Source organism: Paenibacillus sp. MT124 (genome assembly GCF_058792755.1).
On record NZ_CM179500.1, the window covers coordinates 2,569,956 to 2,594,878 of the forward strand.

Annotated in this window: 21 protein-coding genes; 12 read left to right on the plus strand and 9 right to left on the minus strand. The window is 49.2% G+C overall.

Annotated features, from left to right (window positions below):
* From AC3RCI_RS12005 to AC3RCI_RS12035, 7 genes are all read left to right on the plus strand, one after another.
* The gene (locus tag AC3RCI_RS12005; RefSeq protein ID WP_492529117.1) at positions 1–1,494 is read left to right on the plus strand and encodes a rhamnulokinase; all 1,494 of its coding nucleotides are present in this window, start codon (positions 1–3) and stop codon (positions 1,492–1,494) included.
* 2 nt (positions 1,495–1,496) lie between these two features.
* Positions 1,497–2,258 (plus strand): DeoR/GlpR family DNA-binding transcription regulator, encoded by a 762-nt coding sequence (locus AC3RCI_RS12010; RefSeq protein ID WP_492529119.1) that lies wholly within the window; start codon positions 1,497–1,499, stop codon positions 2,256–2,258.
* Between the two features lie 92 nt (positions 2,259–2,350).
* Complete coding sequence (locus tag AC3RCI_RS12015; protein WP_492529121.1) at positions 2,351–3,079, plus strand: (Fe-S)-binding protein; 729 nt, start codon at positions 2,351–2,353, stop codon at positions 3,077–3,079.
* Entirely contained in the window at positions 3,076–4,593 is a 1,518-nt protein-coding gene (locus AC3RCI_RS12020) for a LutB/LldF family L-lactate oxidation iron-sulfur protein (RefSeq protein WP_154893494.1), read from the plus strand. Before AC3RCI_RS12015 ends, AC3RCI_RS12020 begins: the two co-directional genes overlap by 4 nt.
* Complete coding sequence (locus AC3RCI_RS12025) at positions 4,583–5,308, plus strand: LutC/YkgG family protein (protein ID WP_492529123.1); 726 nt, start codon at positions 4,583–4,585, stop codon at positions 5,306–5,308. The genes AC3RCI_RS12020 and AC3RCI_RS12025 overlap by 11 nt, the downstream gene beginning before the upstream one ends.
* A 237-nt stretch (positions 5,309–5,545) precedes the next feature.
* Complete coding sequence (locus tag AC3RCI_RS12030; protein WP_492529125.1) at positions 5,546–6,115, plus strand: glutathione peroxidase; 570 nt, start codon at positions 5,546–5,548, stop codon at positions 6,113–6,115.
* A gap of 352 nt (positions 6,116–6,467) precedes the next feature.
* Positions 6,468–9,641: a bifunctional cytochrome P450/NADPH--P450 reductase gene (locus AC3RCI_RS12035; RefSeq protein WP_492529127.1), complete on the plus strand. Its 3,174-nt coding sequence runs from the start codon at positions 6,468–6,470 to the stop codon at positions 9,639–9,641.
* Between the two features lie 186 nt (positions 9,642–9,827).
* Here AC3RCI_RS12035 and AC3RCI_RS12040 read toward each other — a convergent pair whose 3' ends face one another.
* Complete coding sequence (locus AC3RCI_RS12040; protein WP_095358485.1) at positions 9,828–10,235, minus strand: hypothetical protein; 408 nt, start codon at positions 10,233–10,235, stop codon at positions 9,828–9,830.
* Positions 10,236–10,356: 121 nt separating this feature from the next.
* On the opposite strand from AC3RCI_RS12040, the gene AC3RCI_RS12045 reads away from it, so the two are divergent.
* Positions 10,357–10,701, plus strand: coding sequence for a hypothetical protein (locus AC3RCI_RS12045; protein WP_492529130.1), 345 nt, complete (start codon positions 10,357–10,359; stop codon positions 10,699–10,701).
* Positions 10,702–10,826: 125 nt separating this feature from the next.
* Here AC3RCI_RS12045 and AC3RCI_RS12050 read toward each other — a convergent pair whose 3' ends face one another.
* The 7 genes from AC3RCI_RS12050 to AC3RCI_RS12080 form a co-directional block, all read right to left on the minus strand.
* Entirely contained in the window at positions 10,827–12,473 is a 1,647-nt protein-coding gene (locus tag AC3RCI_RS12050; RefSeq protein WP_492529132.1) for an MGH1-like glycoside hydrolase domain-containing protein, read from the minus strand.
* 32 nt (positions 12,474–12,505) lie between these two features.
* A complete protein-coding gene (locus AC3RCI_RS12055) occupies positions 12,506–13,822 on the minus strand; it encodes an ABC transporter substrate-binding protein (RefSeq protein ID WP_492529134.1) in 1,317 nt (438 codons plus the stop codon).
* A 42-nt stretch (positions 13,823–13,864) separates the two neighbouring features.
* Complete coding sequence (locus AC3RCI_RS12060) at positions 13,865–14,710, minus strand: carbohydrate ABC transporter permease (RefSeq protein ID WP_492529136.1); 846 nt, start codon at positions 14,708–14,710, stop codon at positions 13,865–13,867.
* Positions 14,710–15,624 (minus strand): carbohydrate ABC transporter permease, encoded by a 915-nt coding sequence (locus AC3RCI_RS12065; protein WP_127536134.1) that lies wholly within the window; start codon positions 15,622–15,624, stop codon positions 14,710–14,712. The genes AC3RCI_RS12060 and AC3RCI_RS12065 overlap by 1 nt, the downstream gene beginning before the upstream one ends.
* 126 nt (positions 15,625–15,750) lie before the next feature.
* Positions 15,751–17,352, minus strand: a complete 1,602-nt coding sequence (locus tag AC3RCI_RS12070; RefSeq protein WP_492529138.1) for a response regulator — start codon at positions 17,350–17,352, stop codon at positions 15,751–15,753.
* The gene (locus AC3RCI_RS12075) at positions 17,330–19,147 is read right to left on the minus strand and encodes a cache domain-containing sensor histidine kinase (RefSeq protein ID WP_492529140.1); all 1,818 of its coding nucleotides are present in this window, start codon (positions 19,145–19,147) and stop codon (positions 17,330–17,332) included. The genes AC3RCI_RS12070 and AC3RCI_RS12075 overlap by 23 nt, the downstream gene beginning before the upstream one ends.
* 133 nt (positions 19,148–19,280) lie before the next feature.
* Positions 19,281–20,570 carry a Gfo/Idh/MocA family oxidoreductase gene (locus AC3RCI_RS12080; RefSeq protein WP_492474068.1) on the minus strand — a complete coding sequence of 430 codons (1,290 nt, stop codon included), beginning with the start codon at positions 20,568–20,570 and terminating at the stop codon, positions 19,281–19,283.
* A 125-nt stretch (positions 20,571–20,695) separates the two neighbouring features.
* Between AC3RCI_RS12080 and AC3RCI_RS12085 the strand changes: the two genes are divergently transcribed.
* A complete protein-coding gene (locus AC3RCI_RS12085; protein WP_492529143.1) occupies positions 20,696–21,568 on the plus strand; it encodes an AraC family transcriptional regulator in 873 nt (290 codons plus the stop codon).
* A gap of 135 nt (positions 21,569–21,703) precedes the next feature.
* Here the strand turns inward: AC3RCI_RS12085 and AC3RCI_RS12090 are convergent, their stop codons facing one another.
* On the minus strand, positions 21,704–22,648 hold the full coding sequence (locus AC3RCI_RS12090) for a glycosyl hydrolase (protein WP_492529145.1): 945 nt from the start codon (positions 22,646–22,648) through the stop codon (positions 21,704–21,706).
* A 375-nt stretch (positions 22,649–23,023) separates the two neighbouring features.
* On the opposite strand from AC3RCI_RS12090, the gene AC3RCI_RS12095 reads away from it, so the two are divergent.
* Genes AC3RCI_RS12095 through AC3RCI_RS12105 form a run of 3 tightly spaced genes read left to right on the plus strand, consistent with a single transcriptional unit; the run spans position 23,024 to position 24,900 of the window.
* Positions 23,024–23,470, plus strand: coding sequence for a RidA family protein (locus AC3RCI_RS12095; RefSeq protein ID WP_492529147.1), 447 nt, complete (start codon positions 23,024–23,026; stop codon positions 23,468–23,470).
* A 6-nt stretch (positions 23,471–23,476) separates the two neighbouring features.
* Positions 23,477–24,067: a GNAT family N-acetyltransferase gene (locus AC3RCI_RS12100; protein ID WP_492529149.1), complete on the plus strand. Its 591-nt coding sequence runs from the start codon at positions 23,477–23,479 to the stop codon at positions 24,065–24,067.
* 17 nt (positions 24,068–24,084) lie between these two features.
* Complete coding sequence (locus AC3RCI_RS12105; RefSeq protein ID WP_492529151.1) at positions 24,085–24,900, plus strand: aminoglycoside phosphotransferase family protein; 816 nt, start codon at positions 24,085–24,087, stop codon at positions 24,898–24,900.
* The last annotated feature ends 23 nt before the right edge of the window (positions 24,901–24,923 follow it).

The following is a 24,923-nucleotide window of genomic DNA, read 5'->3' on the forward strand; positions in this document are numbered from 1 at the left end:
GTGAGCGTGTTGGCATATGATTTGGGAGCTGGCAGCGGGAGGGCGCTGCTGGGTCATCTGGATGACCGGGGAATAACGGCCACCGAAGTTCATCGATTCAAGAATGAGCCGGTCAAAGCAGGCGAGCGAATGTACTGGGATATTCTGCGTTTGCATCATGAAGTGCTGCAAGGTCTGCACCTGGTCAAGCAGCAGGGAGAGCAGCCTGACAGTTTGGGGATCGACTCCTGGGGAGTTGACTTTGGACTTCTGGGCCACAATGGAGAATTGCTTGGTAACCCCTATCATTATCGTGATGGGCAGTTCAACGGCATGATGGAACAGGTTCGCAATGAGTTAACCTCCCAGCGGATCTTCGAGCGAACAGGCATTCAATTTCTAAGTTTTAATACCCTGTACCAGCTCGCAACCCTGCAGCGGAACGGTTCACCACTGCTGGGTGCAGCAGATCGTTTTCTTATGATTCCGGACCTGCTTCGGTACTTTTTGACTGGAGAAGCGGTGAATGAGTTTACCAATGCAACGACAACACAGCTCTACAACCCGGTGAGCGGGCAGTGGGACGGAGAATTACTTGCTCACATCGGGGTCTCGGATCAGCTGTTTGGTGAAGCGGTGATGCCGGGTACACGAGTAGGTCAACTCCGCAGCAGTATATCTGGTGAATTGGGGATATCATCAATTCCTGTTATTGCAGTAGCCGAACATGATACGGGTTCAGCAGTGGTCGCTATCCCGGCAACGGATCGTTCGTTTGCTTACTTGAGCTGTGGGACCTGGTCCTTGATGGGAACGGAGATCGATCATCCTGCCATTACTCCGGAAAGTTTGGCCCTGAATTTTACGAACGAAGGCGGAGCTGGCGGAACATTCCGTCTGCTGAAGAACATTATGGGACTCTGGATTTTGCAGGAGAGCATGCGTGAATGGGAGCGTCAGGGGAAGGGGATCAGTTACGCTGAATTATTAAAACAAGCTGAAGCGGCTCCTCCATTTGCAAGTTTGTTTGACCCTGATGACGATCTGTTTATGCCAGCAGGTGACATGACCATTCGGATTCGCCAGTATTGCCGAGATACGGGACAGCAGGAACCACAGGATCAAGGAGCTATTGCCAGATCCATCCTGGAGAGTCTTGCGCTGAAATACAGAAGAGTACTGGAATGGACGGAACAATTATCGGGTCAGTCTTTTAATGGATTGCACATGGTCGGCGGAGGCATCCAGAATCAATTGCTGTGCCAGTGGACGGCAAGCTCTATTGGCAGACCGGTATGGGCAGGGCCGGCAGAAGGCAGTGCAATTGGTAACATGGCTGTCCAATGGATTGCGAGCGGAGCGTTCAAGGACATTTGGGAGGCTCGAAGGGTCATTCGTGATTCGTTCCCGGTAACCGAGTATGAACCGAAAGACAGATCGATTTGGGAAGAGGCATACGGCAGATTTCTTAGGATAACGGACTCATCGAAATCACAGGCCGGAAGTGAGGTGTAACCATGCTGGCTGCCGAGCGGTATGATCGGATTGTCGAGATGGTTAATGAAAGCGGAAGCATGCGTGTGTCCGAGCTAAGTGATCGCTGTAGGGTAACCGAAGAGACCATTCGCCGCGATCTGGATCGGCTGGAGCAAGCCGGGCGATTAAAGCGCTCCCATGGGGGTGCTGTGAGCATCAAGGATGATCAGCCGGAGATCCCCTATCGCGTGAGGGAAACGACTCATGCGGAAGAGAAGAAGCGAATTGCTCAGGCAGCCATTGCCATGATTCGCCCCGGGGATCGAATACTCCTGGATGCCAGCACCACTGCAGGTTATATGGCTGCGAACATGCCGGATATTCCGCTGACGGTGTTAACGAACTCGATTCAGGTAGCGACCGAACTTAGCAGCAAGGACAAGATAGAGGTGATCTCTACCGGGGGACAATTGGCACAGCGTTCGCTATCGTTTGTCGGGCCGCTCGCCGAACGTTCACTGGAAACGTATCACGTTGATAAACTGTTCTTGTCCTGCAAGGGGGTCCATCTGGATGGTGGCGGAATTAGCGAATCCAATGAACTGCAAGCCAGGTTGAAACAAAAAATGGTCGGCATCTCCGACCAGGTTATTTTGCTCGCAGATGCCAGCAAGTTTGGTGTGCGAGCGTTCGCCAGGGTAACCGGACTGAATGCGGTTCATGCGGTCATACTCAATGAGCAACTGGACGGTGATCTCATGAAACGATTGAAGGACTATGACATCCAAATTACGACTGTATAAGCAAATGGGCATATAGTCTGCTCGTTCTGACTTTGATACTTAGCGTTAACTTCAATAGACCCACTACTAATTGATTATGGGAGCGTGTATTTATGAAGGTCTCCTTGTTCATTACCTGCCTCAGCGATGCCATCTACCCGCGTGTCGGAGAAGCGATGGTCAGACTGCTTGCCGCTCACGGCGTTCGGTTGGAATTTCCGCCTGTCCAAACCTGCTGCGGTCAGCCTTCTTATAATAGCGGGTATTGGGATGAGACGAGAGTGGCAGCCAAAACGATTCTGGAAGCGTTTGACGACAGCGATTTTGTAGTCTGTCCTTCGGGGTCTTGCACGTATATGATTCATCATTATCCCGAGCTGTTTGCGGATGATCCGGTATGGCTCGAAAAGGCGAAACGGCTGGAAGCGAAAGCCTATGAATTTACGCAATTTCTGGTGCAGGTGCTCGGGATAACGGATCTGGGAGCACATTTTCCTCACAAGGTTACGTACCATCCATCGTGCCATGGCAGCAGGCTGCTCGGAGTCAAAGACGAACCGATGGCGCTGTTGTCTGCAGTGAAAGGGCTGGAATTTGTACCGCTTCCTTATGGAGAGGATTGCTGCGGGTTCGGGGGAACGTTTGCTGTAAAAATGTCCGATATATCCGGCGCCATGGTTACCGAGAAAGTTGATCATATCAAAGAGACCGATGCCGAGGTGCTTGTTGGACTGGATATGGCGTGTCTCATGAATATCGCAGGCAATCTGCGTTACCGGAATGAACCGGTTCGTGTCATGCATTTGGCGGAATTACTGTATGAGGGGGTGCAATCAGGATGAGTCAGCCTGGTGTAATGGATGTGTCTGTCAAAAAGCGTGCGGAACTCGCGCTCAATGATGATTTTCTGCGCAAAGCCGTCAAGTTCACAACAGAACGTCTGCGGAACGGAAAGAAATCGGCTTCGGAGGAACACGGAAACTGGGATGAATGGCGGGAACGGGGACGCCAGATTCGACTGCACACGATCGCACATCTGGATTATTATCTAAATGAATTCGTCAACAACGCCCGTGCTAACGGTGTCCATATCCATTTTGCTGATACATCGGCCGAGGCAGCCGCAATTGCGCTCGATATAGCGGCCCACAATGAAGCTGCGTCCGTGGTCAAATCCAAATCGATGGTGTCGGAAGAAGTACATCTGAACCATGCGCTTGAATCTGCCGGCATTGAAGCTATTGAGACCGATTTGGGTGAATATATCATCCAGTTGGCAGGGGAAGCACCCTCACATATCGTTATTCCGGCGATTCACAAAAATCGTTATCAGATTGCGGAGTTATTATCAAAAGAAGCAGGGGAAACTCTCGAACCGGATACAACCGTGCTCGCCGGGTTTGTGCGTAAAAAGCTGCGTGAAAAATTTCTTGAGGCTGACATTGGCATGACGGGCTGTAACTTTGCCATTGCAGAGACAGGCTCCATGGTGTTGTTCGAGAATGAAGGCAACGCCCGTATGGTATCCACTGTACCGAAGACACAGATTACCTTGATGGGAATGGAGCGTATCATTCCATCCTGGACCGATCTTGAAGTGATGGCCACACTGCTGCCGCGTTCCGCTACAGGACAAAAATTGACCATGTATATGTCAGGCATCACCGGGCCGCGCCGAACAGCAGACGGGGATGGTCCCGATGAGATGCATATTATTATCGTGGATAATGGAAGATCCCTGCAGCTGGGTGATCCTGAATTTCAGGAACTGCTGAATTGCATACGCTGCGGAGCCTGTCTGAATGCTTGTCCGGTATACCGTCATATAGGCGGTCATGCCTATGGTGGAACCTACAGTGGGCCGATTGGAGCGGTGTTGACCCCAGCACTGAATGGGAATATAGACGAGTGGAACGACATTGCCAGTGCTTCGAGTTTATGCGGGGCCTGTTATGAGGCCTGTCCTGTCAAAATACCTTTACATGATATGCTCGTGTATTTACGCAGACGTAAGGTTGAAGAAGGCCACGGAAACAAGCTGGAGGGAGCAGGCATGAAGGGATTTGCCGCTGTGGTGTCCAGCTCCAAACGTTTCAGTGCGGCTATTCGTCTGGGCCAGCTTGGCCAGAAGGCTGTTGTGCGTAATGAAGGAATTTCGCTCAAGCTTGGTCCGCTCAAGGGCTGGAACACATACCGAGTTGCACCGAGCCTGGCCAAACGTTCATTCCGCCAGCAGTGGAGCAAGCTGGATCAGGAGCTGGATCAAGATCGAAAAGAAATGGATAGCAATGTCCGCAACCGGATGGAGCACATTTTGCGAGAACGGGAGCAAGGAGGCGGCAGGCATGAGCACTGAGCATCAGCAGTGGCTGAACCAATTGGAGAAGCGGTCGCGCGAGAAGCAGGAGAAGTTCATGAATGGTATTGCTTCCAAGTTAAGAAGGCCCCGTCAAAATCATGCGCCAACGCAGCCTTTTCGAGGTGCGCCGTCATTCTGGAATGAACTGGAATGGGATGAAGAGAAACGTATACAGGCATTTACCGATAACTTTGTGAGTGTTGGTGCCCACATTGTTCGGGTGAAGAATTTGGATGAAGCTTCCACTTTTATTACAACGAAAGCGAATGAACTGGGAGCAAAGTATGTGATTCGTCAGAACGAACAGGAACTAGATGAATTGCAGCTTGAAGCAGAGCTGCCGGACGTACAGATTTCCGTATGGAACAGCAGGCCGGATGAAAACTGGAAAGCTCGGGCTGCAGAGGCCGATATTGGCGTGGTCATGGCGGATTATGCGACTGCTTACACAGGTTCAGTTACGGTGCTGTCTTCACCAGAGAAGGGACGCGCTGTGAGTCTTCTGCCAACCGTATTAATCATTATCATTCCGGTAGAACGCCTGCATACCCGATTGGGCGAGACGCTGAATCGCTTTGATGAAGCAGGAAGAGAGAAACTTCCCGCTGGTATCCATTTTATTTCCGGCCCAAGTCGGTCTTCCGATATTGAAAATGACCTGACGATTGGTGTACACGGTCCGGGTGTAGTATACGGCCTGATTATGGGATAAGCGAACGTCTGAATCTTACAAATTTATCAATTATCTAATAACCCAGCACAGCAACTGTCCAATGGAGTAGATCCGTTCTCTTCTCAGGACAGTTGTTTTTTTGGCATACTTTCACAATGCATAATAGATAATAGCTATTAAATTAATATGTTTTATATATTTCAACTATAAGATGAACGCAGATATAATTTATGTAAAGAGCCTATTTTAGTCTACTTCTTATGGGAGGCGCTATATATGAATCCTATTTATTCTTATAAAGTTTCTTCAAAGGATGGACATATTGATGATTTATCAAGGTTTGAGGGAAAGGTACTGCTCATTGTCAACACTGCCAGCAAGTGCAGCTATTCCAGACAATTTTCGGAGCTGCAGCACCTCTATGACAAGTATGGCGAACAAGGCCTGGAAATTTTGGCTTTTCCCTGCAATCAGTACAATCATAAAGAACCAGGTAATAATGCAGAGATCACCCAATATTGCAAAAGCAATTTTCATGTGACCTTTCCGATGTTTGATAAGATCGAGGTTACCGGAACATCCATTCATCCTCTGTTTCGTCATCTGGTCGAAAAGGCTGCATTCCAGGGATATGATCTCGAAACGGAAGAAGGTCGGTGGATGGATCATTTTGTAAGGGAAAACCATCCTGCATTGTATTACGGGGACGGGATCAAGTGGAATTTCACCAAGTTTTTGATCCGAGCGGATGGCGAGGTTAGTGATCGCTATGAAACGACAGTTGAACCTTTGATGATGGAAACGAAAATCAGGGAACTGCTGAAGAAACGCCAGATTACATGGTGACGCTCCCGTGTAAAAATCAAGGGTGGAGAAGGCCTGAAACCGTTTCAGGCCAAGGGACCACCTAGTTCAAAGAGCAGGGGCGACCAGATGGTCCTATGACTTTGAGACTGTTGAAGATTGGAACTGGAAATGTTAGGGTAAAAGTAAGATAACGAAGCGCCTCATTTTTTTTACTCAAAATTGACCGATATACCAAATCGGTCAGTTGGTTCTATTGTGTTTTATCATGATCTTGAATCAAATGTGAGTACTTGTAGAAAATGATGGTATACCTATTTAGTCGAATGCTGAAGTTAACAGTGCCATTATTCATGATCAGTCAACCATATGAGTTGGAATAGGAGTGAAGAAGATGTCGTCAATGTCAGTACCCCAGCCCAAAACCTTTGGACCACTGGGTAACTTGCCACAATTAAACTTGGATGAACCGGTACAATCCCTGGTTAAGCTTGCTGAGGAATACGGACCGATCTTTCGAATGGAATACCCGGGACGGAGCGAGCTGTACATTTCGGGTCATAAGCTGGTTGCCGAGGTGACGGATGAATCCAAATTCGATAAGCGTGTATGGGCACCGCTTGCGAAAGTTCGTGCGTTTGCTGGAGATGGCTTATTTACAAGTTGGACGGATGAGCCCAATTGGAAAAAAGCACATAATGTGCTTCTGCCCAGCTTCAGTCAGCGTGCCATGCAGGGATATCATAATAAAATGATCGATCTGGCCGTGCAGCTTGTTCAGAAATGGTCTAGGCTGAATCCGGATGAAACGGTAAATGTACCCGATGATATGACACGTCTAACGCTGGATACGATCGGGTTATGCGGATTCAATTATCGGTTTAACAGCTTTTATCGGGAAGAACCTCACCCCTTTATTACAAGCATGGTTCGCGCTCTGGATGAATCCATGAGTTCGCTGCAGCGTCTCCGTCTTCAGGACAAATTGATGATTAGCAAAAAGAAACAATTTGAGCAGGATATCCGCTCCATGTTCGCGCTGGTCGATCATATTATCGCCGAGCGCAAAGAACAGCCTCAGGAGGGCGCAGACGATCTGTTATCCCATATGCTGAGCGGTAAGGACCCGGAGACGGGAGAAACACTGGATGACGAAAATATCCGCTACCAGATTATTACGTTTCTGATTGCAGGACATGAAACAACGAGCGGACTATTATCCTTTGCCATTTATTATTTGATGAAAAATCCGGATAAACTGGCTAAGGCGCAAGCCGAGGCTGACCAGATTTTGAAGGATCCGGTTCCAACGTATAATCAGGTTCGGAGTCTGAAATATATCCGTATGGCACTAAACGAAGCACTTCGTCTGTGGCCAACAGCCCCGGCGTTCTCCCTATATGCCAAAGAAGATACCGTGCTCGCCGGAGAGTATCCGTTGAAAAAAGGGGACAGCGTTAGTGTGCTCATTCCCAAGCTGCATCGTGACCGCGATGCCTGGGGTGACGATGTGGAAGAGTTCCGTCCGGAGCGATTTGAGGATCCAAGCAAGGTGCCGCACGATGCATATAAGCCTTTTGGTAACGGTCAGCGGGCATGTATTGGGCAGCAATTTGCACTTCAAGAGGCAACACTGGTGCTGGGCATGGTTTTGAAACATTTTGACTTCATTGATCATACGGATTATCAGTTGAAGGTGAAAGAAACCTTGACGCTCAAGCCGGACCATTTCACCATCCGTGTTCGTGCCCGTGGTGGGCAGCCTGTCATGGCTGTACCGGGTGTTGCGTTGGAAGAGCCAGCTCCTGCTGTCAAACGAAAAGAGCTGGATACGGCAAATGCCCATCATACCCCGATGCTGGTTCTGTACGGTTCCAACCTGGGTACTGCGGAAGGCATTGCACGTGAGATTGCAGATACTGCGCGATATCAGGGTTTTCGTAGCGAAGTAGAGGCACTGGACAATCGGGTAGGCAACCTGCCGAAGGAAGGTGTCGTCATTATTGTTAGTGCATCCTACAATGGTCAGCCGCCAAGCAACGCCAAGAATTTTGTGGAGTGGATTCAGCATGCAGATACCAATGCTTTTGAAGGCGTGCGCTTTGCTGTTCTTGGCTGTGGGGATCATAACTGGGCCAGCACGTATCAGCGTATTCCGCGTTTGATTGATGAACAGCTCTCTTCCAAGGGGGCAAGCCGGTTATCCCCACTTGGCGAAAGTGATGCCAGCGGAGATTTCGAGAAACAGGTTGAGGACTGGAGCGAACAATTGTGGCCGGATCTGGCACAAGCAATGGGATTGAAGCTGAACAGCAGCTCAGGCAGTGAGCGCAGCTCGTTGTCTGTGCAATTTGTCAGTGGGCATGCGGTGACGCCGCTTGCAGATACGTACGATGCCCATTCGGCTCACGTATTGGAGAATCGGGAGCTTCATGATGCTGGCAGCCTCCGCAGCACGCGTCATCTGGAGATTCAGCTGCCTGAAGGCATGACTTACAAGGAAGGCGATCATCTGGGGGTTCTCCCGCAAAATCCACCGGAACTCGTTGAGCGTGTACTCAAACGTTATGGTTTTACGGGTACGGAACACCTGGTTTTGGATGCATCTGGTCGAAGCGCTGCGCACCTGCCACTGCATCAGCCGGTTAATCTGGTTGACTTGCTCAGCCACAGCGTGGAATTGCAGGAGGCTGCAACACGTGCCCAGCTGAGAGAGCTGGCAGCCTACACCGTATGCCCGCCGCATAAGAAGGAGCTTGAAGCACTTCTGGACGAATCGGTATATATGGAAGAAGTGCGGGGTAAGCGGGTATCGATGCTGGATTATCTCGTCAAGTATGAGGCGTGCGAAATGCCGTTCGAACGCTTCCTCGAACTGCTGCCCTCACTCAAAGCGAGATATTACTCCATCTCAAGTTCGCCTCGGGTACAGCCAGAGCAGGCCAGTATTACGGTCAGTGTGGTTCGAGCGCCGGCTTGGAGCGGTCAAGGGGAGTACAAAGGTATAGCGTCCAATTATCTGGCAAACCTGAAACCGGGTGAAGAGGTGATCATGTTTATCCGAACGCCTGAATCCGGGTTTGAACTGCCATCTGATCCAGAAGTGCCGGTTATTATGGTGGGTCCAGGAACGGGAGTGGCCCCATTCCGTGGATTCCTGCAAGCAAGACGGGTTCTGAAGGAACAAGGACAGAGCGTGGGCGAAGCCCATTTGTACTTTGGATGCCGCAATCCGGAGCATGATTATTTGTATAAAAATGAGCTTGAAGCGGCACAGCAAGAAGGACTTGTCCAGCTTCACACTGCCTTTTCCAGAGTCGATGGACAGGATAAATGTTATGTTCAGCATCTGATGAGGGATGACGCCGAAAAACTGATTCCTCTGCTTGAGCAGGGCGGGCATCTGTATATTTGCGGAGACGGCAGCAAGATGGCTCCTGATGTGGAGGCAACACTCAAGCAGGCATACACCGACATTAGTGACAAGCCTATAGATGAGGCAGATGCATGGCTTGAACGCTTACAGCAGGAAGGTCGTTACGCCAAGGATGTATGGACAGGGCTATAATGAGATAACCCAAGTAGAGTCGAATACAGTGTTCATTACATGGATACGCTTCAATTGGTGAACTACGCGGTGAGACACAGAGAAATTCTGTGCTCACCGTTTTTGGCGTGAAGCGCTAAGCAGGCAAATCGATACAGGTTGCGTTATAATGAAATGGGCCGTATGGATTAGAGGGGACAGCGCCGATTAACGTGTCTGCTTTTTCTTTTTGATTGTTGGACGATGGATGGATTCGATCTGACTCAGGGGAAACAGGATGCGGGAAGGGAATTTGCCGGTTCCCTGCAGCTCCAGATAATCAAGTCCCACGCCAACCAGCCGGATATTTCGAAAGGCATTTTTGGACGGGAACACGGTGCGAATGCCTACTCGTACACCTCGGCGTGTCTGATGTGTATCAAACACACGGATGGACAACAGGCTGAGCGGAATAAACAATTGTCTATTTACTTTGATAAAATGGCGAGAATACACCCGTTTGATCCGGCCTGGTTCAAGTCCTGACCGCGGTGTATTGAGCTCGGCCAGATGTCCCTGCAGCTCCGCCAGACGCTGCTGCAGCGTTTTGCCTGTATGGAGATGATGCCACTTCATAAGTCATCCTCCGTTCTCCGTTTATACCTACTATATGAACGGATCAGGTCAGGTGGTGAGCAATTGCCTGCCCATGTTTTATCCTATTGGCCCATTATTTAAGATATAGGGAGTGATTCCAATGAACGTTGAACTGAATAAAGATTTGGTCAAGGATGCCCGCGGAAATTACTATATTGCGGTGCACAAGGAAGGGAAAGAGTTAACACTCGTCAATGCGTTTGTTGAGTCATCCTTTACCCCGGAATTAATATACAATGAAGAGTTTCGTAATCGACACAAGGAGAACGAGGGCGGGTTTGTAGGCAAAATTGCAATGGACCTGCTGCGGCATGACGTGGTCATGGGATTAAAAGAAATTGACCGCAAACTGCTGGATTTGTCGGAAGTAGAGCAGGAATACAATGTAAGTTTCATTGATACGATTGAGTTTTATCGCCATCCGTCGTGGCAGCGAAAAGCTTGAGTGAGTCTGTTTCTCTGTAGCATTATAAACCGGGAGAAATGGACACCCTCTCCTCGGTAATGGACATGCTTTGGATAAGCAAAGGCGCAGGTGCATGGAGACTTCTCTGCACTTGCGCCTTTTTACTATTGATAACTTGGATAGATCATGCCAATATCCCGGACGGTTTGCAAACCATCCCCAGTGAAGCACTGCATCTCATTTCCTTTAATTCGAATCGGAAGGGACTTCCCCTGATAAGTAAGCTCGCCCTCAATCGTTCGCACGCTCATTCCAATGATACTTTCCAGCCTTCCATCACGATCGGTGATCACCCGGATTCCAGCCGGAGCTTGAATATGAATGCTGCCTTTTCGATAGATCACCATTTGATCTGGGGTGTTCACCAGTTCAAACGGTTGCCCGTCAACCGTTCGGCTGTAGGCTGTACTCCCGGCAACTTCTTCGCCATGATCCATGGCTGGGGGAAGAAGTCCGGTAGACCACAGCTGGTCTGAACCGACAGGCATAATGCCGGATAACCTTTCCACAAAATCAAGTAGACACAGGATGGCTGGGGAGTAGGTATCCGTGAAGCCTTCTTCACCGGTCCATGGACTAAGGGTTTGAGCAAAACGCTTCGCTCTGGATAACGCAGCCAGAATCGGATTCAGCACCCATGTCAATTCCACATAGCGATGGTGATGTTCGAAGGCATGGGGAGCCCGAATGAGGCTCAGAAAATTAGACGGCCCACCCCAGCTGTTATAGGTGGATGAAGGGTCGAACCGGGGATCATCCATGGCTAGGGACGTAAAGGGATATCGGGCAAAAAACTTGCTTGTATTGAGCAGATATCTTTGCAGCAGCTGGTCGAACAAATGTTGATCACCCACCTCACAGGCCAGCACGCGCAGCAGCACATCCGATTGAACTCGAACAAACTTGTCATTGCGATCACGATCATAAAAGAACTGATCCTCTTCGTCATAACAGTAGCGAAAGAGGCTATCCAGACTGAATTCAGCTTTTGCTTTCCATTCCTGACCCGATTCGCCAAGTTCCTCTGCCATACGGGACAAATACATACGCTGGCAATAGATATTGGCGGTTAAATCCGGTGCCAGGAACGGCAATATCGGAGAATCCGGATGGTATGCACCGGGATCATTCTGGTAAGGCGTATCCGGCACATGCCAGAACCTGGGTGATAGATCATGTCCGGTGTCAAATGTACTGAAAGCCTCTACGCATCCGGTTCCCCGGGTATCCCGGTGCTGAGCAATCCATTCGTCATAACGTGTCATGGCAGTATACATCGTACTCAGGAAACTCCGGTCCTTACCGTGAAGCTGATAGTGATTCCATACACTTCGTGCAAGCGGAGTAACCAATTGAATCTGACGGAAGGAGGGGCCAGTCTCTGTCAGTTTGTAAGGCAGTAATCCATCCTCCCGCTGATGAGCTGAGAAGCTTAGATAGGTTGCTCGGGAAACGGAAGGAAGCAGGCGGGAAAGCAGTTCTGCGTTAATCGTGCCCGTGCTCTCCAGCCAGCAGCCGAGATAGATGCCTCCTTCCTGGAGAACAGGATCTCCGCTGCTCATGGGAACGATGCAGGCAAGGAGCTTCTCTACTGCTGCATAATAAGCCTGTTCCAGGCCTCCGCCCGAAGCGGCAAAACGGACTCCCGATTCCTGCCACTCTTGCAAGATAACTGCGTCTTTCGGCTTACTGGGCTGAACAAGGTTTGGAATGGACATCTGGCGCAGCCGGTTCAATAGTGCTTCTGCCATGTTCGCCTCCTAATGGGTTGTGGTGGTTATTGCTATTGGTTGGATTCGAAAATTCGGAGAGTACCGCTGTAGAAGCTGGATACCGCCTCCTCGACACTTTTTCGACCAAATCCAATTTCCTGGGTTGTCGTCTGAGCCAGCTTGGAGAATTCCGCAAAACCAGGAGGGTTATAACTTACGTCAAAAGGCTCCGTTTTGGTGGCTTCAGATACAAAATTGGTATAGTCATAAACGAGTTCTTCAACGGCTCCGGCTTCTTCCTGAAGAAGATTCCGATTGGTTTCCGTAACCGGGACGCCGCGGTCATTGCCAAGAATTCGGGCCGCATCCGGATCATTGATCCAGAAGTCCATCAGCATGGCAACCTCTTTGGGATGTTTGGTATTCGCATAGCCAGACAGTCCCTGACTGGATTCAAATACCACGCCAGTACCTTTGGGTCCGCGCGGAACCGGATGCAGGATGAGCGGATCCTCCGTCAGGCTCTGGAATGCAGCGAGCTGGTTGGACGGAAGCAGGGTCATGGCCGCTTTGCCTGTAATCAGCAGCGATTTGCTCGTGTCATCATGCGGATTGGAGACCTGCAATTCAGGTGTGACTGCACCACCGTCGGCCGATGCCTTTTCCCAGTATTGAAACCATTCGAGAATGTCCTCCTGTGCAAAACCCAACGTACCGTTGGTCATGTCATACAGCTGTTTGCCACGCTGCTTCAGGTAGATATCCATCCCGTCCACCGTAAAGTTATACGTTCCAAATATGCCATCGCCGAGCTTGTCAGAGAGCTCCTTGCTGATTGCGGCATAATCTTCCCAGGTCCAGTCCGCCTCAGGCAGAGGGATGCCAGCTTTATCGAACAACGCCTTGTTAATTACAATTCCACGTGCATTGGCACCGGCTGAAATATGCTGAAGCTTCCCGTCAAGACGACCGTATTCCACCATGGTGGTATCCATGCCGTCCAGGTTCAGTTCATTTCCGACATATGGATCGAGGTTGAGCAATACATCCTTTTTGGCATAATCGACCACATTGCCACCCAGGAAGAATACATCGGGTGCCGTTCCTGATGCCAGCTGTGTATTCAATTTGTCAAAATATCCGGAGGAAGGGGCGAATTCACCTACAATTTTGATGTCCGGATGTTTTTCCTGAAAGACTTGAAGAGCTTCGTTTGTAATGTCTGCCCGTTTCTGATCACCCCACCACATCATGCGCAGTTCGACCTGGCCGTTTGATTCGTTACCTTGATCCGTATTACCGCCAGCACCCGTATGATCCGTACCCGAGCAGGCTGTTGCAAATAGCAGGAGTGAGGCGGCCATTCCCATCATGAGTCGCTTAAACATCGTACATCCTCCTAACGAATATGGTGATTGCGAAAATAGAACTTACTTCAGACCGGTAGTAGCAATGCCTTCAAGAAAATAGCGTTGAAATACCAAAAAGATGATCGTTACAGGGAGCAGGGATAACGTGGACATGGCAAGCAATGCTCCCCAATCGGATTGTCCTGATGGATCAAACAGGGAACGTATGCCCAGCTGTACGGTGAACAGATCGATCTTGCTTAGGTAAATCATCTGGCTGAAAAAATCATCCCAGCTCCAGATAAAGGTGAAGATCGCCGTTGTGATCAATGCAGGTACAAGGAGAGGCACCACGATTCGGAAAAAAATCTGCGACTGTCCGCACCCGTCAATCGTTGCGCTCTCGTCGAGCTCCCGCGGAATACCGCGGATAAATTGCACCATAAGCAGAATGAAGAATGAGTCCTGTGCCAGCCATTTAGGCAAAATAAGCGGGAAATACGTATTGATCCACTGCAGCTCGTTATACAGAATATATTGAGGTACAAGCGTTACATGGTAAGGCAGCATAATCGTGACCAGCATGATGCTGAACCACAGCGTTTTTAACTTGAAGCGGAGTCTGGAAAAAGCATAGGCAGCGAGCGAACAGGAGATCACATTTCCCAGAACGCTCATGACCGAGATGAGTGCCGAATTGCCGAAGAATCGGCCGAAGGAAACGCCCTGTAATCCTTTCCAGCCATTCACGTAATGATCCAGTGTGAAGCTGGTTGGCATCAGACTGCTGTTCGTAAAGATTAGATGGTTAGGTTTGAACGAACTGAAGATCAGCCATAACACGGGGTACAGCATCAGCAGACCGAGGAGAATAATGACCGTGTGTCTCCCGGTTTGAATGAGCTTTCGTTTGAACGGCAAATGCATTACCTCCCCTCCTGATTGTCGCCATAGAATACCCAGAACCTGGATGTGAGAAAGACGATAGCTGTGAATATACCGATAATGACCAACATGATCCAGGCGAGTGCCGAGGCGTAACCCATATCAAAGAACGAGAAGCCTTTCAGATACAAATACAGGGTGTAGAACATGGTGGCATCAAGTGGGCCTCCGCGACCATCACCGATGACATATGCCGGAGTGAAGGCCTGGAAGGAATTGATCATGCTCATGATCAGGTTGAAAAAAATGACCGGTGACAGCATGGGCAGCGTGATACGGAAAAATTGACGCAGCTTGCTCGCACCGTCCACATCCGACGCTTCGTAAAGGTCGGCTGGAATCTGCTTCAGGCCAGCGAGGAAGATCACCATCGCCGAACCGAATTGCCACACGGATAAGGTCACGATGGTATAAATGACATAGTCGGGATGTGCAATCCAGGAAGGTCCCGCTATGCCGAACCAGTTCAGGAATTGATTGACGAGTCCGTTACCGTCAAAAATTTGGCGCCATACGATGGCGATGGCAACACTTCCTCCCAAAAGGGAAGGGATGTAATACACGGTTCGATAAATACCGAGGCCGCGAATGCCTTTGTTTAGCGCCATCGCTATCAGCAGCGCAAAGGCGAGGCGGAGCGGGACGGACAAGAATACATAAAAGAAGGTCAGTCCAAGCGATCTGCGAAATGTATCGTCTTCACTGAAGATTTGCACATAGTTGCTGAGCCCCGTCCACGTCGGCGGTGATAACAGATTGAATTTGGTCATGGATAAGTACAGCGATGCAGCCATTGGCCCTAGCGTTAGACAGAACAGTCCGATCAGCCAAGGCAAAAGGAACAAGTAGGCTGTCTTATTTTGCTGGCCATATAAGGGCGTGGACATTTTTTTCATGATTTGCCTCCCTTCAGGCTAAGAGTGGTTGAACATTCACAATTCCAATAACTGAATCCGCTTACATGATAAGCGGTGAACGTCCTGATAACCTCATCTTACCTGGGAGCCGACGCGGCCGGAATCTCATTTCTTCGGATTCTCATTAGTGATTTTTTCGGATTGAAGCACCCGGTACTCGGAAGGACTCATGTGGTGCACCTTTTTGAAGCGGGCGCTGAAATAGCTCGGGGAAGAGAAGCCTGTAAGCTCAGTGATATCCCATACACTCAATTGAGTTTTCTTCAGTAAGCGTGTTGCGTGTTTCATCCGGGTTTCCGTCAAATATTGAATAAATGAGATGCCTGCACCTTCCTTGAACATTTCAGAGAAATAGGAAGGGTGATAGTTAAATTGCTCTGCGATGGAGGTGAGCGTAATTTCCTGCATGTAGTTTTCATCGATATAACATTTCGCTGATTCGATCATGGTTGCTTCTGTGGTCTCGGATGGCTGCTGCCCGTCTACAAAATCCTCTGCCCATTGCATCAGCAGCCGTTCTGCTTGTTCGGGAGTCTCCAGCCACAGTACCCATTCAGGAGAGATCCAGCGAGATGGTGTGCCATAAGCATGTCGCATGAAGTCCATGGCGGCAGACTCCATCAGCAGTGAAATTTGCAATAGACAGCGGATTAGACGGGAAGTGGATCTGTGAAAGGCATCGTCCAGCTCTTTTCGAATCATGCTGCGAAAGGAATCCAGGTCCCCTCGGAGAAGACATCGTTGCAAGGCGCGGTTGATCTCCTCGGGAATCAGGGGACTGTGATCAGTTACCTCTGCTGTCTGAGCGTACCCAGACTGCCGTCCAGCCAGGTTCCATGCCAGCAGGGAGTGGACGTAGCCTTCCTTCCAGCGATCGAGTCCAGCCACCGTCAGCCCAATTCCAATCTGCACTTCCATTGTCAGATAGGACATGATCTGTTCGCGGAGTCTTTCCGCGAATTCATGCTGCATTCCGTCCAAGATCATGAAATGTATGATTCCAGGATGAGCTGTGTCCTGAAATACAAGTACAGTTCCCGTATAAGATTCAGCAATCTCGTGACAGATCATTTGGAATGGGAGATGCATGTCCTCCGGAATCCGGATTTCGGAAGCAGGAGCATGGTTTGTTTCCCGCAAACCTGCAGTCAGGAAGCAGACCTCGGAATGCTGCCATTCTTCCAGATGAAATAATCGGATTCGTTCAGGCAGTGAAGAAGGAGGGAGCTTGTTACCCTTGACGAGATCCATAATAAAGTGTGTTTTCATCTGTTGATAGTATTGGGACAGGCGCCATTGGATCCTTTCGGATTCATCCCGAGCCTTGCGTTTCTTATCCAGCTCCTCCTTGATTTTGATCAAAGCCGCTTTCAATTCTCCCCGGGTTACCGGCTTTAATAAGTAGTCCATGGCATGATTACGAACACCGGCTCTGGCATATTGGAAGTCCTCATATCCCGTGATGATCATGATTTCGATGGATGGATTGTGGGTTCTACAGATGTCGAGCAGCTGCACTCCATCCATAACCGGCATATTCATATCAGTCAGGAGCAGGTCATAGTGTCCTGAATGGAGCAACCGAGCGGCTTCCACTCCGTTTGCGGCCTCACCTGAGATGGCAAAGCCCATTCCACTCCAGTCGGCTTTCAGCTTCAGGCCTTCGCGGACCTCAATCTCATCATCAGCGATCAATACGTTGTACATGATTTTCCTCCTGTACGGGCAGAACCAGTTCAATACAAGTGCCCTGGGTATCCCCGTTCGTTATATGAATGGCAAAGAGGGAACCGTAATGCAGCCGGCACCGGGCAACTACGTTGCCAAGTCCAATATGCCAGCTTGAATGGCGAAGCATCGGTTCGAGTTGTGCTGTACCGGTCTCAGGATCCTGCACTCTGGAGATGATGTCCAGAGGCATCCCCGGACCATTGTCCTTAATCTGGAGGTGCAGGCGTTCCTTGTTCCTGCAGATTCGAATACGTACCCTAGCAGTCGTTTGATGTTGAAAACTGTATTTGACTGCATTCTCGATCAGCGGCTGCAGAATAAACTTGACCAAGACAAGGTGATCCAGTCTGCCCGATTCTTGGGTGGAAATATCGAGCTTGGGTCCGAAGCGGGTTTGAAGAATGGAGATGTAATGGCGGACGTAAGTAAGTTCCTCGGTCAGTGGCACACGATCATCATTCGTATGCATGGAGTACCTCATCATTTTCCCGAGATCCTCAATGACCTGCACAGTGTCGTCCGTTCGCCGCTGCATCGCAAGACTGCTGACCAGTTCCAGCGTGTTGAACATAAAATGCGGATTGATCTGCATGAGGAGAGCCTTATACTCCGCCTGCTGTCGAAGCAGCTTCAGCTCGAATTCATTCTGGATATGCTGCCTGAGGCGGATGATCATGTAGCGAAATGTAGATATCACATAACTAATCTCGCTCTTCACATTCTGGTCTGGGGGAAGCAGGGATTCGGCCTGATCAAACGAACCCCGCTGTACCTGTCTCATCGCCAGAACCAGGCGGGTTAAGGGCTTGGTTACGCCGTAGGACAGCCAGGCCGCAGCACACAGGGACACCAGGATTACGGCGATTGTCACCACAAATGTTGTCGTCTGGAGTTTGTGCAGAGAGGAATACATCTCTTTTTCCGGTGCCAGACCTACCAGCATCCAGCCTGTGCGCCCGAGTTTTTTGTATACCATCATGTCTCGCCCGCCCACATCATTGGTCAGATATTCAACGCCTGATTTTGGTGTGCGGTTTCGAATATGTTCGATGTCGGATAGAGTTCCGGTCCCAAGCTCATGTGCTTGTTGGGAGAGGAGGGGCCGGCCTTGTTCGTTTAGCAGAAAAATGGTGCTGTTCTTAGCCAGATGAATCCGGCTGAGGGGTTCGAGAAAATAGGACTCGCTTACATTGACCTTCATGACATTCCGTGCAGTAGCATGATGGAAGGTACCCAGAGGCATAAGCAGGCTGACCACCGGGTTGCCATGGTCCCTGACCCTTTCATGAACGTCGGTATGTGCAGCGAGCCACCTGTCACCGGATGTGAAGAAGTTCATATACCATGGTTCTTGCAAAAACGAAGGATCGCCCACGACCTGATTTTCGCCGCCAATCCGAAGCCCGTTCAGCCGATAGATGGACACATCGGAAATGCTGGTATAGCTGTTCGTTGCCTGCGTCAGAAAGCGGCTCATGGCGAGGTTAGCCAGCATTTTCTCTCCCTCGGACAGTTGTGGATCACTCATGGCATTATCCCAGTTTTTCGCCATATCGCTATTGAATACGAGAGAGGCTACATCATAAATTTGCATTTGTACCATATCGATGTAAGAGCCGTATTCCTCCATTTTCTCGAGAGCAGAGGACTCGATATAGGAACGGATTACAGCCCGGGATTCCGCAAACAACAGGAAGGAGAGCGTGCCGAACGAGAGGACGAACAGGACAAGAATTAAGGCAATTAATCGGCTTTTTAATGAAAAGAACATCCATTTCCCCCTTTAACTTCGTGATCATTCAATGTTTGCTTTTGGTTCTTCAAAAGAGATTGCAAATGGAAAAAAGACCGCGTAAATACGCAGCCTTGAATCATGACCGTTGTAGGATCAACTTTCCATCAAATTAAAACTGAACCAGGTTCTTAATGTGGACCGGCATCCCGGTTGAAATTGCACGATTGGCTGCAATACCTGTCAGGATCGATCTTGCTCCATCAATATGGTTGGCAGCACGGGCATACGGATCTTCTGCAGGCTCGCCGAACAGATCATTAAGCAGAACGGGGTCTCCACCGCCATGGCCGCCTTTTTTCTCTTCGACTTGCACTTCATATGGAGTATCGAACATGGGCAGCACACGAAGGGTTTTACCGATCAGGGCACCTTCCAGACTTTTGTCCCCGAGTGAATTGACATAGGACTGTTCAACGATGGACATCTCGATCCGGCCTTTGGTGCCGTTAATGGCTATACGGTATCCTTCCCACGGCTGATAGGCGACAAGCGAATACGTCAAAATGGCTTTGTTCTGATACTGGACGAGCACACCCATCGTATCCTCAATGTTAATGCCATCCCCGAATACGCTCTGATCGCGCTGGTAGCCGTCCTCGGGCTCCGCATCCAGATACATCGCTTTGAGGTGCGCATCCGAATCCAGATGGAGGGCAAACGGATCTTCCTGAGCGAGCGGATTGCCCGTTGCGCGGTTATAAAATTGGGTAACGCCTCGTTCTTCCGCATTCTCACGCCCATAATACATGAGATCGCCGAAGGCAAAGACCGTTTCGGGCTGGGAGCCAATCCAGAAATTGACGAGATCAAAATGATGGGTGGATTTATGAACGAGTAAGCCGCCGCTGTTACGTTTGTCGCGGTGCCAGCGACGGAAGTAGTCTGCACCGTGCCGGGTATTAAGCAGCCATTCAAAATGAACGGAGGTTACTTTACCGATGGTATCGTTCATGATTAGCTCACGAATCTTGGTATGATGGGGAGCATATCGGTAGTTGAAGGTAACGCGGATATTTCGCCCGGTTCGTTTGGCAGCATCGAGGATATCCTGGCATTTGTGCTCATCGATGGTCATGGGTTTCTCGGTCACGACGTCACATCCAAGCTCCATCGCCCGAATAATGTACTTGTGATGCGTACGGTCAACGCTGGTCACAATGACGGCATCGGGTTTCTCGTTCTCAATCATCTGGTCAAACTGGTCTGCTGTATAGGTAGGAACCTCATTGTATTGATATCGTTCTCTCAGCAGTTGATTCGCATAATTCATCCGCGTTTGATTAATATCACAAAAAGCTGCAAGCTCGGATTGTTCACGGAAATTTTTCGCTAGTGCTCCATAAAAAAATTCTGCACGGCCACCGGTGCCGACCAGTACATAGCGTTTTTTGCTACCCATATCTATCGCCTCCTTGAATATAGCTCTAGCCTATAACAAGGGAATACTTCTTTCGCCGCATTTTTTGCGTAATCGCTTTCAAACCCCGCTTATTTTGCTATAATCCTTGAAAAGGGGGCTGCTTCATGTCACAGCCGTTTCGAGCGGATTACCACGATTCTACCGGATTTTTGGATATTGAATATGATCGCAGAGTAGGTTATTATTCCATGACCGCGGATCATCTCCACGATCATTATGAGCTTTATTATCTTCTGAAGGGGGAACGCATCTATTTTATTAAAGACCGTTCCTACCATGTCAAAGCAGGGGATTTTGTATTCGTTGACCGAAATGCAGTACATAAGACGCTGGAAAGCGGAAGGCCTGATCATGAACGAATTGTGTTGTACCTCAAGCAGGAGCTTTTTGAAGAGATGCGTATTGCCCCTGCGTTGATGGAGGGATTAAAGGAGCCCTTTGAATGGGAAGTCCCGATGTTAAGGCTTTCATCACCTATTAGCGAAACGATAGAACGGATCATTCATGAAATGATTGATGAGATGATTCAGCCTAAGGCTGGAAGCAGCCTGCTGCTGCGCCACCGCTCCATTGAATTGCTATTAATTGCGTATCGTAATCAGGAACAGGGGAGGGTATATCCAGTCGAGAGCGAGCCAGTCCTTCATCCCAAGACGCAAGCCGTTGTTCGCTACCTGAATGATAATTATCGGAACCCTCTTACCCTGCCAGAAGTTGCGGCAGAATTTCGAATCAGTCCGCATTACCTCAGTCGATTGTTTAAACAAACCACGGGTTTTACCTTCATTGATTATTTGAATTTGCTTCGCGTGAAGGAAGCGCAGCGACTGCTGCGCGAGAGCGAGGATTCCATTACGGAGATCGCCTGGCGGGCAGGCTTCAGCAACTTTTCTCATTTTGGCAAAGTGTTCAAGCGAACCGTACAGATGTCTCCACGAACATACAGGCAGGGGGATGGGAAGTCGCGTCCATCATAATCGATGCAGCGATTACAGGATCATGCACTGATCATACAAAAGGACCTGATTAAGCCTGCAGCAGCAGGAACTTGTTCAGGTCTTTTCCGTATTTCTTCCCAATATAAAGGGTGCTTATCATCTACCTCATGTGGTTCAAACAGAAATATGACTCTCATCTGTCTCCGGACGAAGCTGGATTTGCAGGTCTTCATCCCGATTACAGACCATAACCCCATTCACAACATCCAGGCGTGCAGCTTGAATGGAGGAACGACGAGCAGGCTCACTGGCATGATCTACTCCTTCAATGCGATCAGGATGGGTGAAGTAGAAAATATAAGCTGCATCGTCCTGGACCACTACATCTGCATGCAAACCGATAACGCCATCGTCTTCACGTGTCCCCGGCTGATCGAGAATCATGCTGTTCCATACCCAATTCTCCAGATCATCCGATTGGTATACAGCCTGTCCTCTCCATTCATCCACAATCATCCAGTAGGTGTTATAAAAGCGGAAAACGTTGGGTCCTTCGTGGGCACGACCTGTAATGACAGGACCGATAACATCCCAGTGGTGAAGATCCGTGCTGTCTGCGGCATAGGTATGAGATCCATTTGCCTCATCTTTGTACCACATCCGAAAACGACCATCCGGCAGCGGGTAAATACAGGCATCAATGACGCGGTCCGAGCTGAGCTCCAGTTTGCCATGATATGTCCAGGTCAGCAGATCGGGGCTTGTGTAATGCAATATGTGGCGGTCATGATCCGGCCAGTCATGGGGCACGCCTTGAATATAACTGACATACATGTGATACGTGTTATCATGCCAGAAAATTTCCGGCGCCCAGAACGTATTATGTCCCCATTCATGTTCCAAACCGGTTAACGTACCACGATAGGTCCACGTCTGTCCTCCATCGGACGATGAGGCAACGCCGAGATCCGTCCCATGAACCCAGGCAAACTTCGGTCCTCCTGCGGTAGCTCTGCGGTTGGTGTAGATCATCCACCAGGTCTGTTCAGCGCGGTTCCATACAACGACCGGATCAGCGGCTCCATCGAAGATGGGATCACGAAATAAGGGTGCATTCAAGATAACGTCCTCCTTTGAGTAAACAGATCATTTCTGTACTTGTTTGTAACTATCGTAATAGAGATTGACAGGAATTACAATATAACGTTTTCAAAATATTTGAATTAATATTATAACTAATCCTGGGATAAAGGATTGCAACTTAGAAGCGTTTTTGGATGATCCAATGATCTGATAAACTACTATAAGTAGCGGGATTAGAGCATAACGTTACTTCATCAAAGTGACATTCATAGAAAACGAAAGGTTAGAGTTCATCATGTTCAAAGCGAATCATTGCTTAAGCGTAAGATCGAGCGTATATTAATGTTTATCCAAAATAGTAATATATTGATAGATTTGCGTTTGGATATCTGTCTCTTGGGAGGGGAAGCGATGATAGCAGCGAGATTGAATGAACTGGGGATTATTTTGCCTGAGGCAAGCGCTCCAGCTGCGAAGTATGCCAATGCAGTTATTGTGAATGGGTTAATGTATGTATCAGGGAAAGGTCCGGGTACGGTGGAGCGTGGCAAATTGGGAGAGAACTTCACGACCGAACAGGGATACGAATTTGCCCGCAATGCCGGGATTGAGGTGCTCGCTGTAGTCCAGGATGTGCTGGGTTCACTGGACCTGGTGAAACGTGTGGTCAAAGTCCAGGGTTTTGTTAATGCGTCGGCTTCCTATCAGGAACACCACAAGGTGTTGAACGGGTTTTCAGATCTAATGATGGATGTATTTGAGGAAAAGGGCGTGCATGCACGTTCGGTTTTTGGAGCCGTTTCTGTCCGGGATAACCTCCCCCTTATTGTGGACTCGATATTCCAGGTAGAGGAGTAGGACGATATGTCTAACATGGAACCAATAAATCCAATTATGATATCTTTTCCCGAGCGCTTCGACACAGCGCGTCTCACGATCCGAGCTCCGCAGTGGGAAGATGGCGCAGATGTCAACGAGGCTATTCGGGAGAGTGTTGAGCAGCTGCGGCCATGGCTGCCATTTGCCGAAAAGGTACCTTCGCTTGAGGAATCTGAAGCACATGTCCGCAAAGCCAGATTACAGTTTTTGGAGCGGACAGATCTCGTTCTTCATTTGCGAGATAAGCATACTGATGATTTTGTAGGCAGCAGCGGCCTGCATCGTATCGATTGGAATGCACGCTGCTTCGAGATCGGCTACTGGATCAGATCGTCGCGTGCAGGTGAAGGATTAATGACAGAAGCTGTACGGGGAATTGAACAATTTGCAATAACATATCTGAACGCTAACCGTCTGGAGATTCGCTGTGATTCTCGGAATGAACGCAGTGCCAAGGTTGCTGAGCGTGCAGGTTACACCCTGGAAGGCATACTGCGAAGTATGCGCCGGGACAGTACCGGTACCCTGGTTGATGTCATGGTATTTAGTAAAATCAGGGGCAAGGAATTGGAATAAACGCTGGAGGCTAAAGTATGAAGCTTATTGGTCAAGGTCGAACTGCGGACATCTACGCCTACGCTTCCGATCAAATTTTGAAGCTGTATCATCGTAACTTACCGCTTGAAGCCATCCAGAATGAATTCAGAATTACACAGCTGTTAAATGATAAGAAATTACCCGTGCCTCAGGCACGAAAAATTACGGTTGAAGGAGATCGTACAGGTATTGTATTTGAACGGATCGAAGGTAAGACGATATTCTCCATGATGTTCCACCAGTCTTCAAGCCTTCAAGAACTGGTACATCAGCTGGCTGCCTGTCATCAGGAGCTGCATGCCCAAAGTGATGATGAGAGAGTCCTGCCTTCACAGAAGCAGGTTTTGTCAGGGGCGATTCAGAGAACACAGCTACTGTCTGCAGAGGAAAAAGCCCGCATACTTGATTATCTGACCATTCTCCCTGAGCGAATACAGATCTGTCACGGTGATTATCATCCCGATAATGTCATGATGAACGAGAAGAAGAACGCCTACAATGTTATCGATTGGATGACAGGCATGTCGGGCGATCCTGCAGGAGATGTGGCACGCAGTTGGCTCATCTTAACGAGCGCATCGCTGCCGGAGGATGCTGATCCTGCGATACGATTGGGGTTTGAAAGGTCTCGTGATACGATAGTGGACGGATACATCAACCATTACTTGCATCTATCAGGCGTAACCTGGCAGGAGATCGAACGATGGATTCTGCCCGTTGCAGCTGCTCGCCTGGAAGAGAGTTTGCCGGGGAATGAAGCAGAAAGTGTGCTGAAACTTGTGGTGGATCGATTGAACCGTCTAGACAGATGAATTGAACTAAATAACGAGGTGAA

Coding starts and splice junctions, on each gene's coding strand:
- AC3RCI_RS12010 (WP_492529119.1), top strand. CDS start 1,497: ATGCTGGCTGCCGAGCGGTATGATCGGATTGTCGAGATGGTTAATGAA.
- AC3RCI_RS12015 (WP_492529121.1), top strand. CDS start 2,351: ATGAAGGTCTCCTTGTTCATTACCTGCCTCAGCGATGCCATCTACCCG.
- AC3RCI_RS12020 (WP_154893494.1), top strand. CDS start 3,076: ATGAGTCAGCCTGGTGTAATGGATGTGTCTGTCAAAAAGCGTGCGGAA.
- AC3RCI_RS12025 (WP_492529123.1), top strand. CDS start 4,583: ATGAGCACTGAGCATCAGCAGTGGCTGAACCAATTGGAGAAGCGGTCG.
- AC3RCI_RS12030 (WP_492529125.1), top strand. CDS start 5,546: ATGAATCCTATTTATTCTTATAAAGTTTCTTCAAAGGATGGACATATT.
- AC3RCI_RS12035 (WP_492529127.1), top strand. CDS start 6,468: ATGTCGTCAATGTCAGTACCCCAGCCCAAAACCTTTGGACCACTGGGT.
- AC3RCI_RS12040 (WP_095358485.1), bottom strand. CDS start 10,235: ATGAAGTGGCATCATCTCCATACAGGCAAAACGCTGCAGCAGCGTCTG.
- AC3RCI_RS12045 (WP_492529130.1), top strand. CDS start 10,357: ATGAACGTTGAACTGAATAAAGATTTGGTCAAGGATGCCCGCGGAAAT.
- AC3RCI_RS12050 (WP_492529132.1), bottom strand. CDS start 12,473: ATGGCAGAAGCACTATTGAACCGGCTGCGCCAGATGTCCATTCCAAAC.
- AC3RCI_RS12055 (WP_492529134.1), bottom strand. CDS start 13,822: ATGTTTAAGCGACTCATGATGGGAATGGCCGCCTCACTCCTGCTATTT.
- AC3RCI_RS12060 (WP_492529136.1), bottom strand. CDS start 14,710: ATGCATTTGCCGTTCAAACGAAAGCTCATTCAAACCGGGAGACACACG.
- AC3RCI_RS12065 (WP_127536134.1), bottom strand. CDS start 15,624: ATGAAAAAAATGTCCACGCCCTTATATGGCCAGCAAAATAAGACAGCC.
- AC3RCI_RS12070 (WP_492529138.1), bottom strand. CDS start 17,352: ATGTACAACGTATTGATCGCTGATGATGAGATTGAGGTCCGCGAAGGC.
- AC3RCI_RS12075 (WP_492529140.1), bottom strand. CDS start 19,147: ATGTTCTTTTCATTAAAAAGCCGATTAATTGCCTTAATTCTTGTCCTG.
- AC3RCI_RS12080 (WP_492474068.1), bottom strand. CDS start 20,570: ATGGGTAGCAAAAAACGCTATGTACTGGTCGGCACCGGTGGCCGTGCA.
- AC3RCI_RS12085 (WP_492529143.1), top strand. CDS start 20,696: ATGTCACAGCCGTTTCGAGCGGATTACCACGATTCTACCGGATTTTTG.
- AC3RCI_RS12095 (WP_492529147.1), top strand. CDS start 23,024: ATGATAGCAGCGAGATTGAATGAACTGGGGATTATTTTGCCTGAGGCA.
- AC3RCI_RS12100 (WP_492529149.1), top strand. CDS start 23,477: ATGTCTAACATGGAACCAATAAATCCAATTATGATATCTTTTCCCGAG.
- AC3RCI_RS12105 (WP_492529151.1), top strand. CDS start 24,085: ATGAAGCTTATTGGTCAAGGTCGAACTGCGGACATCTACGCCTACGCT.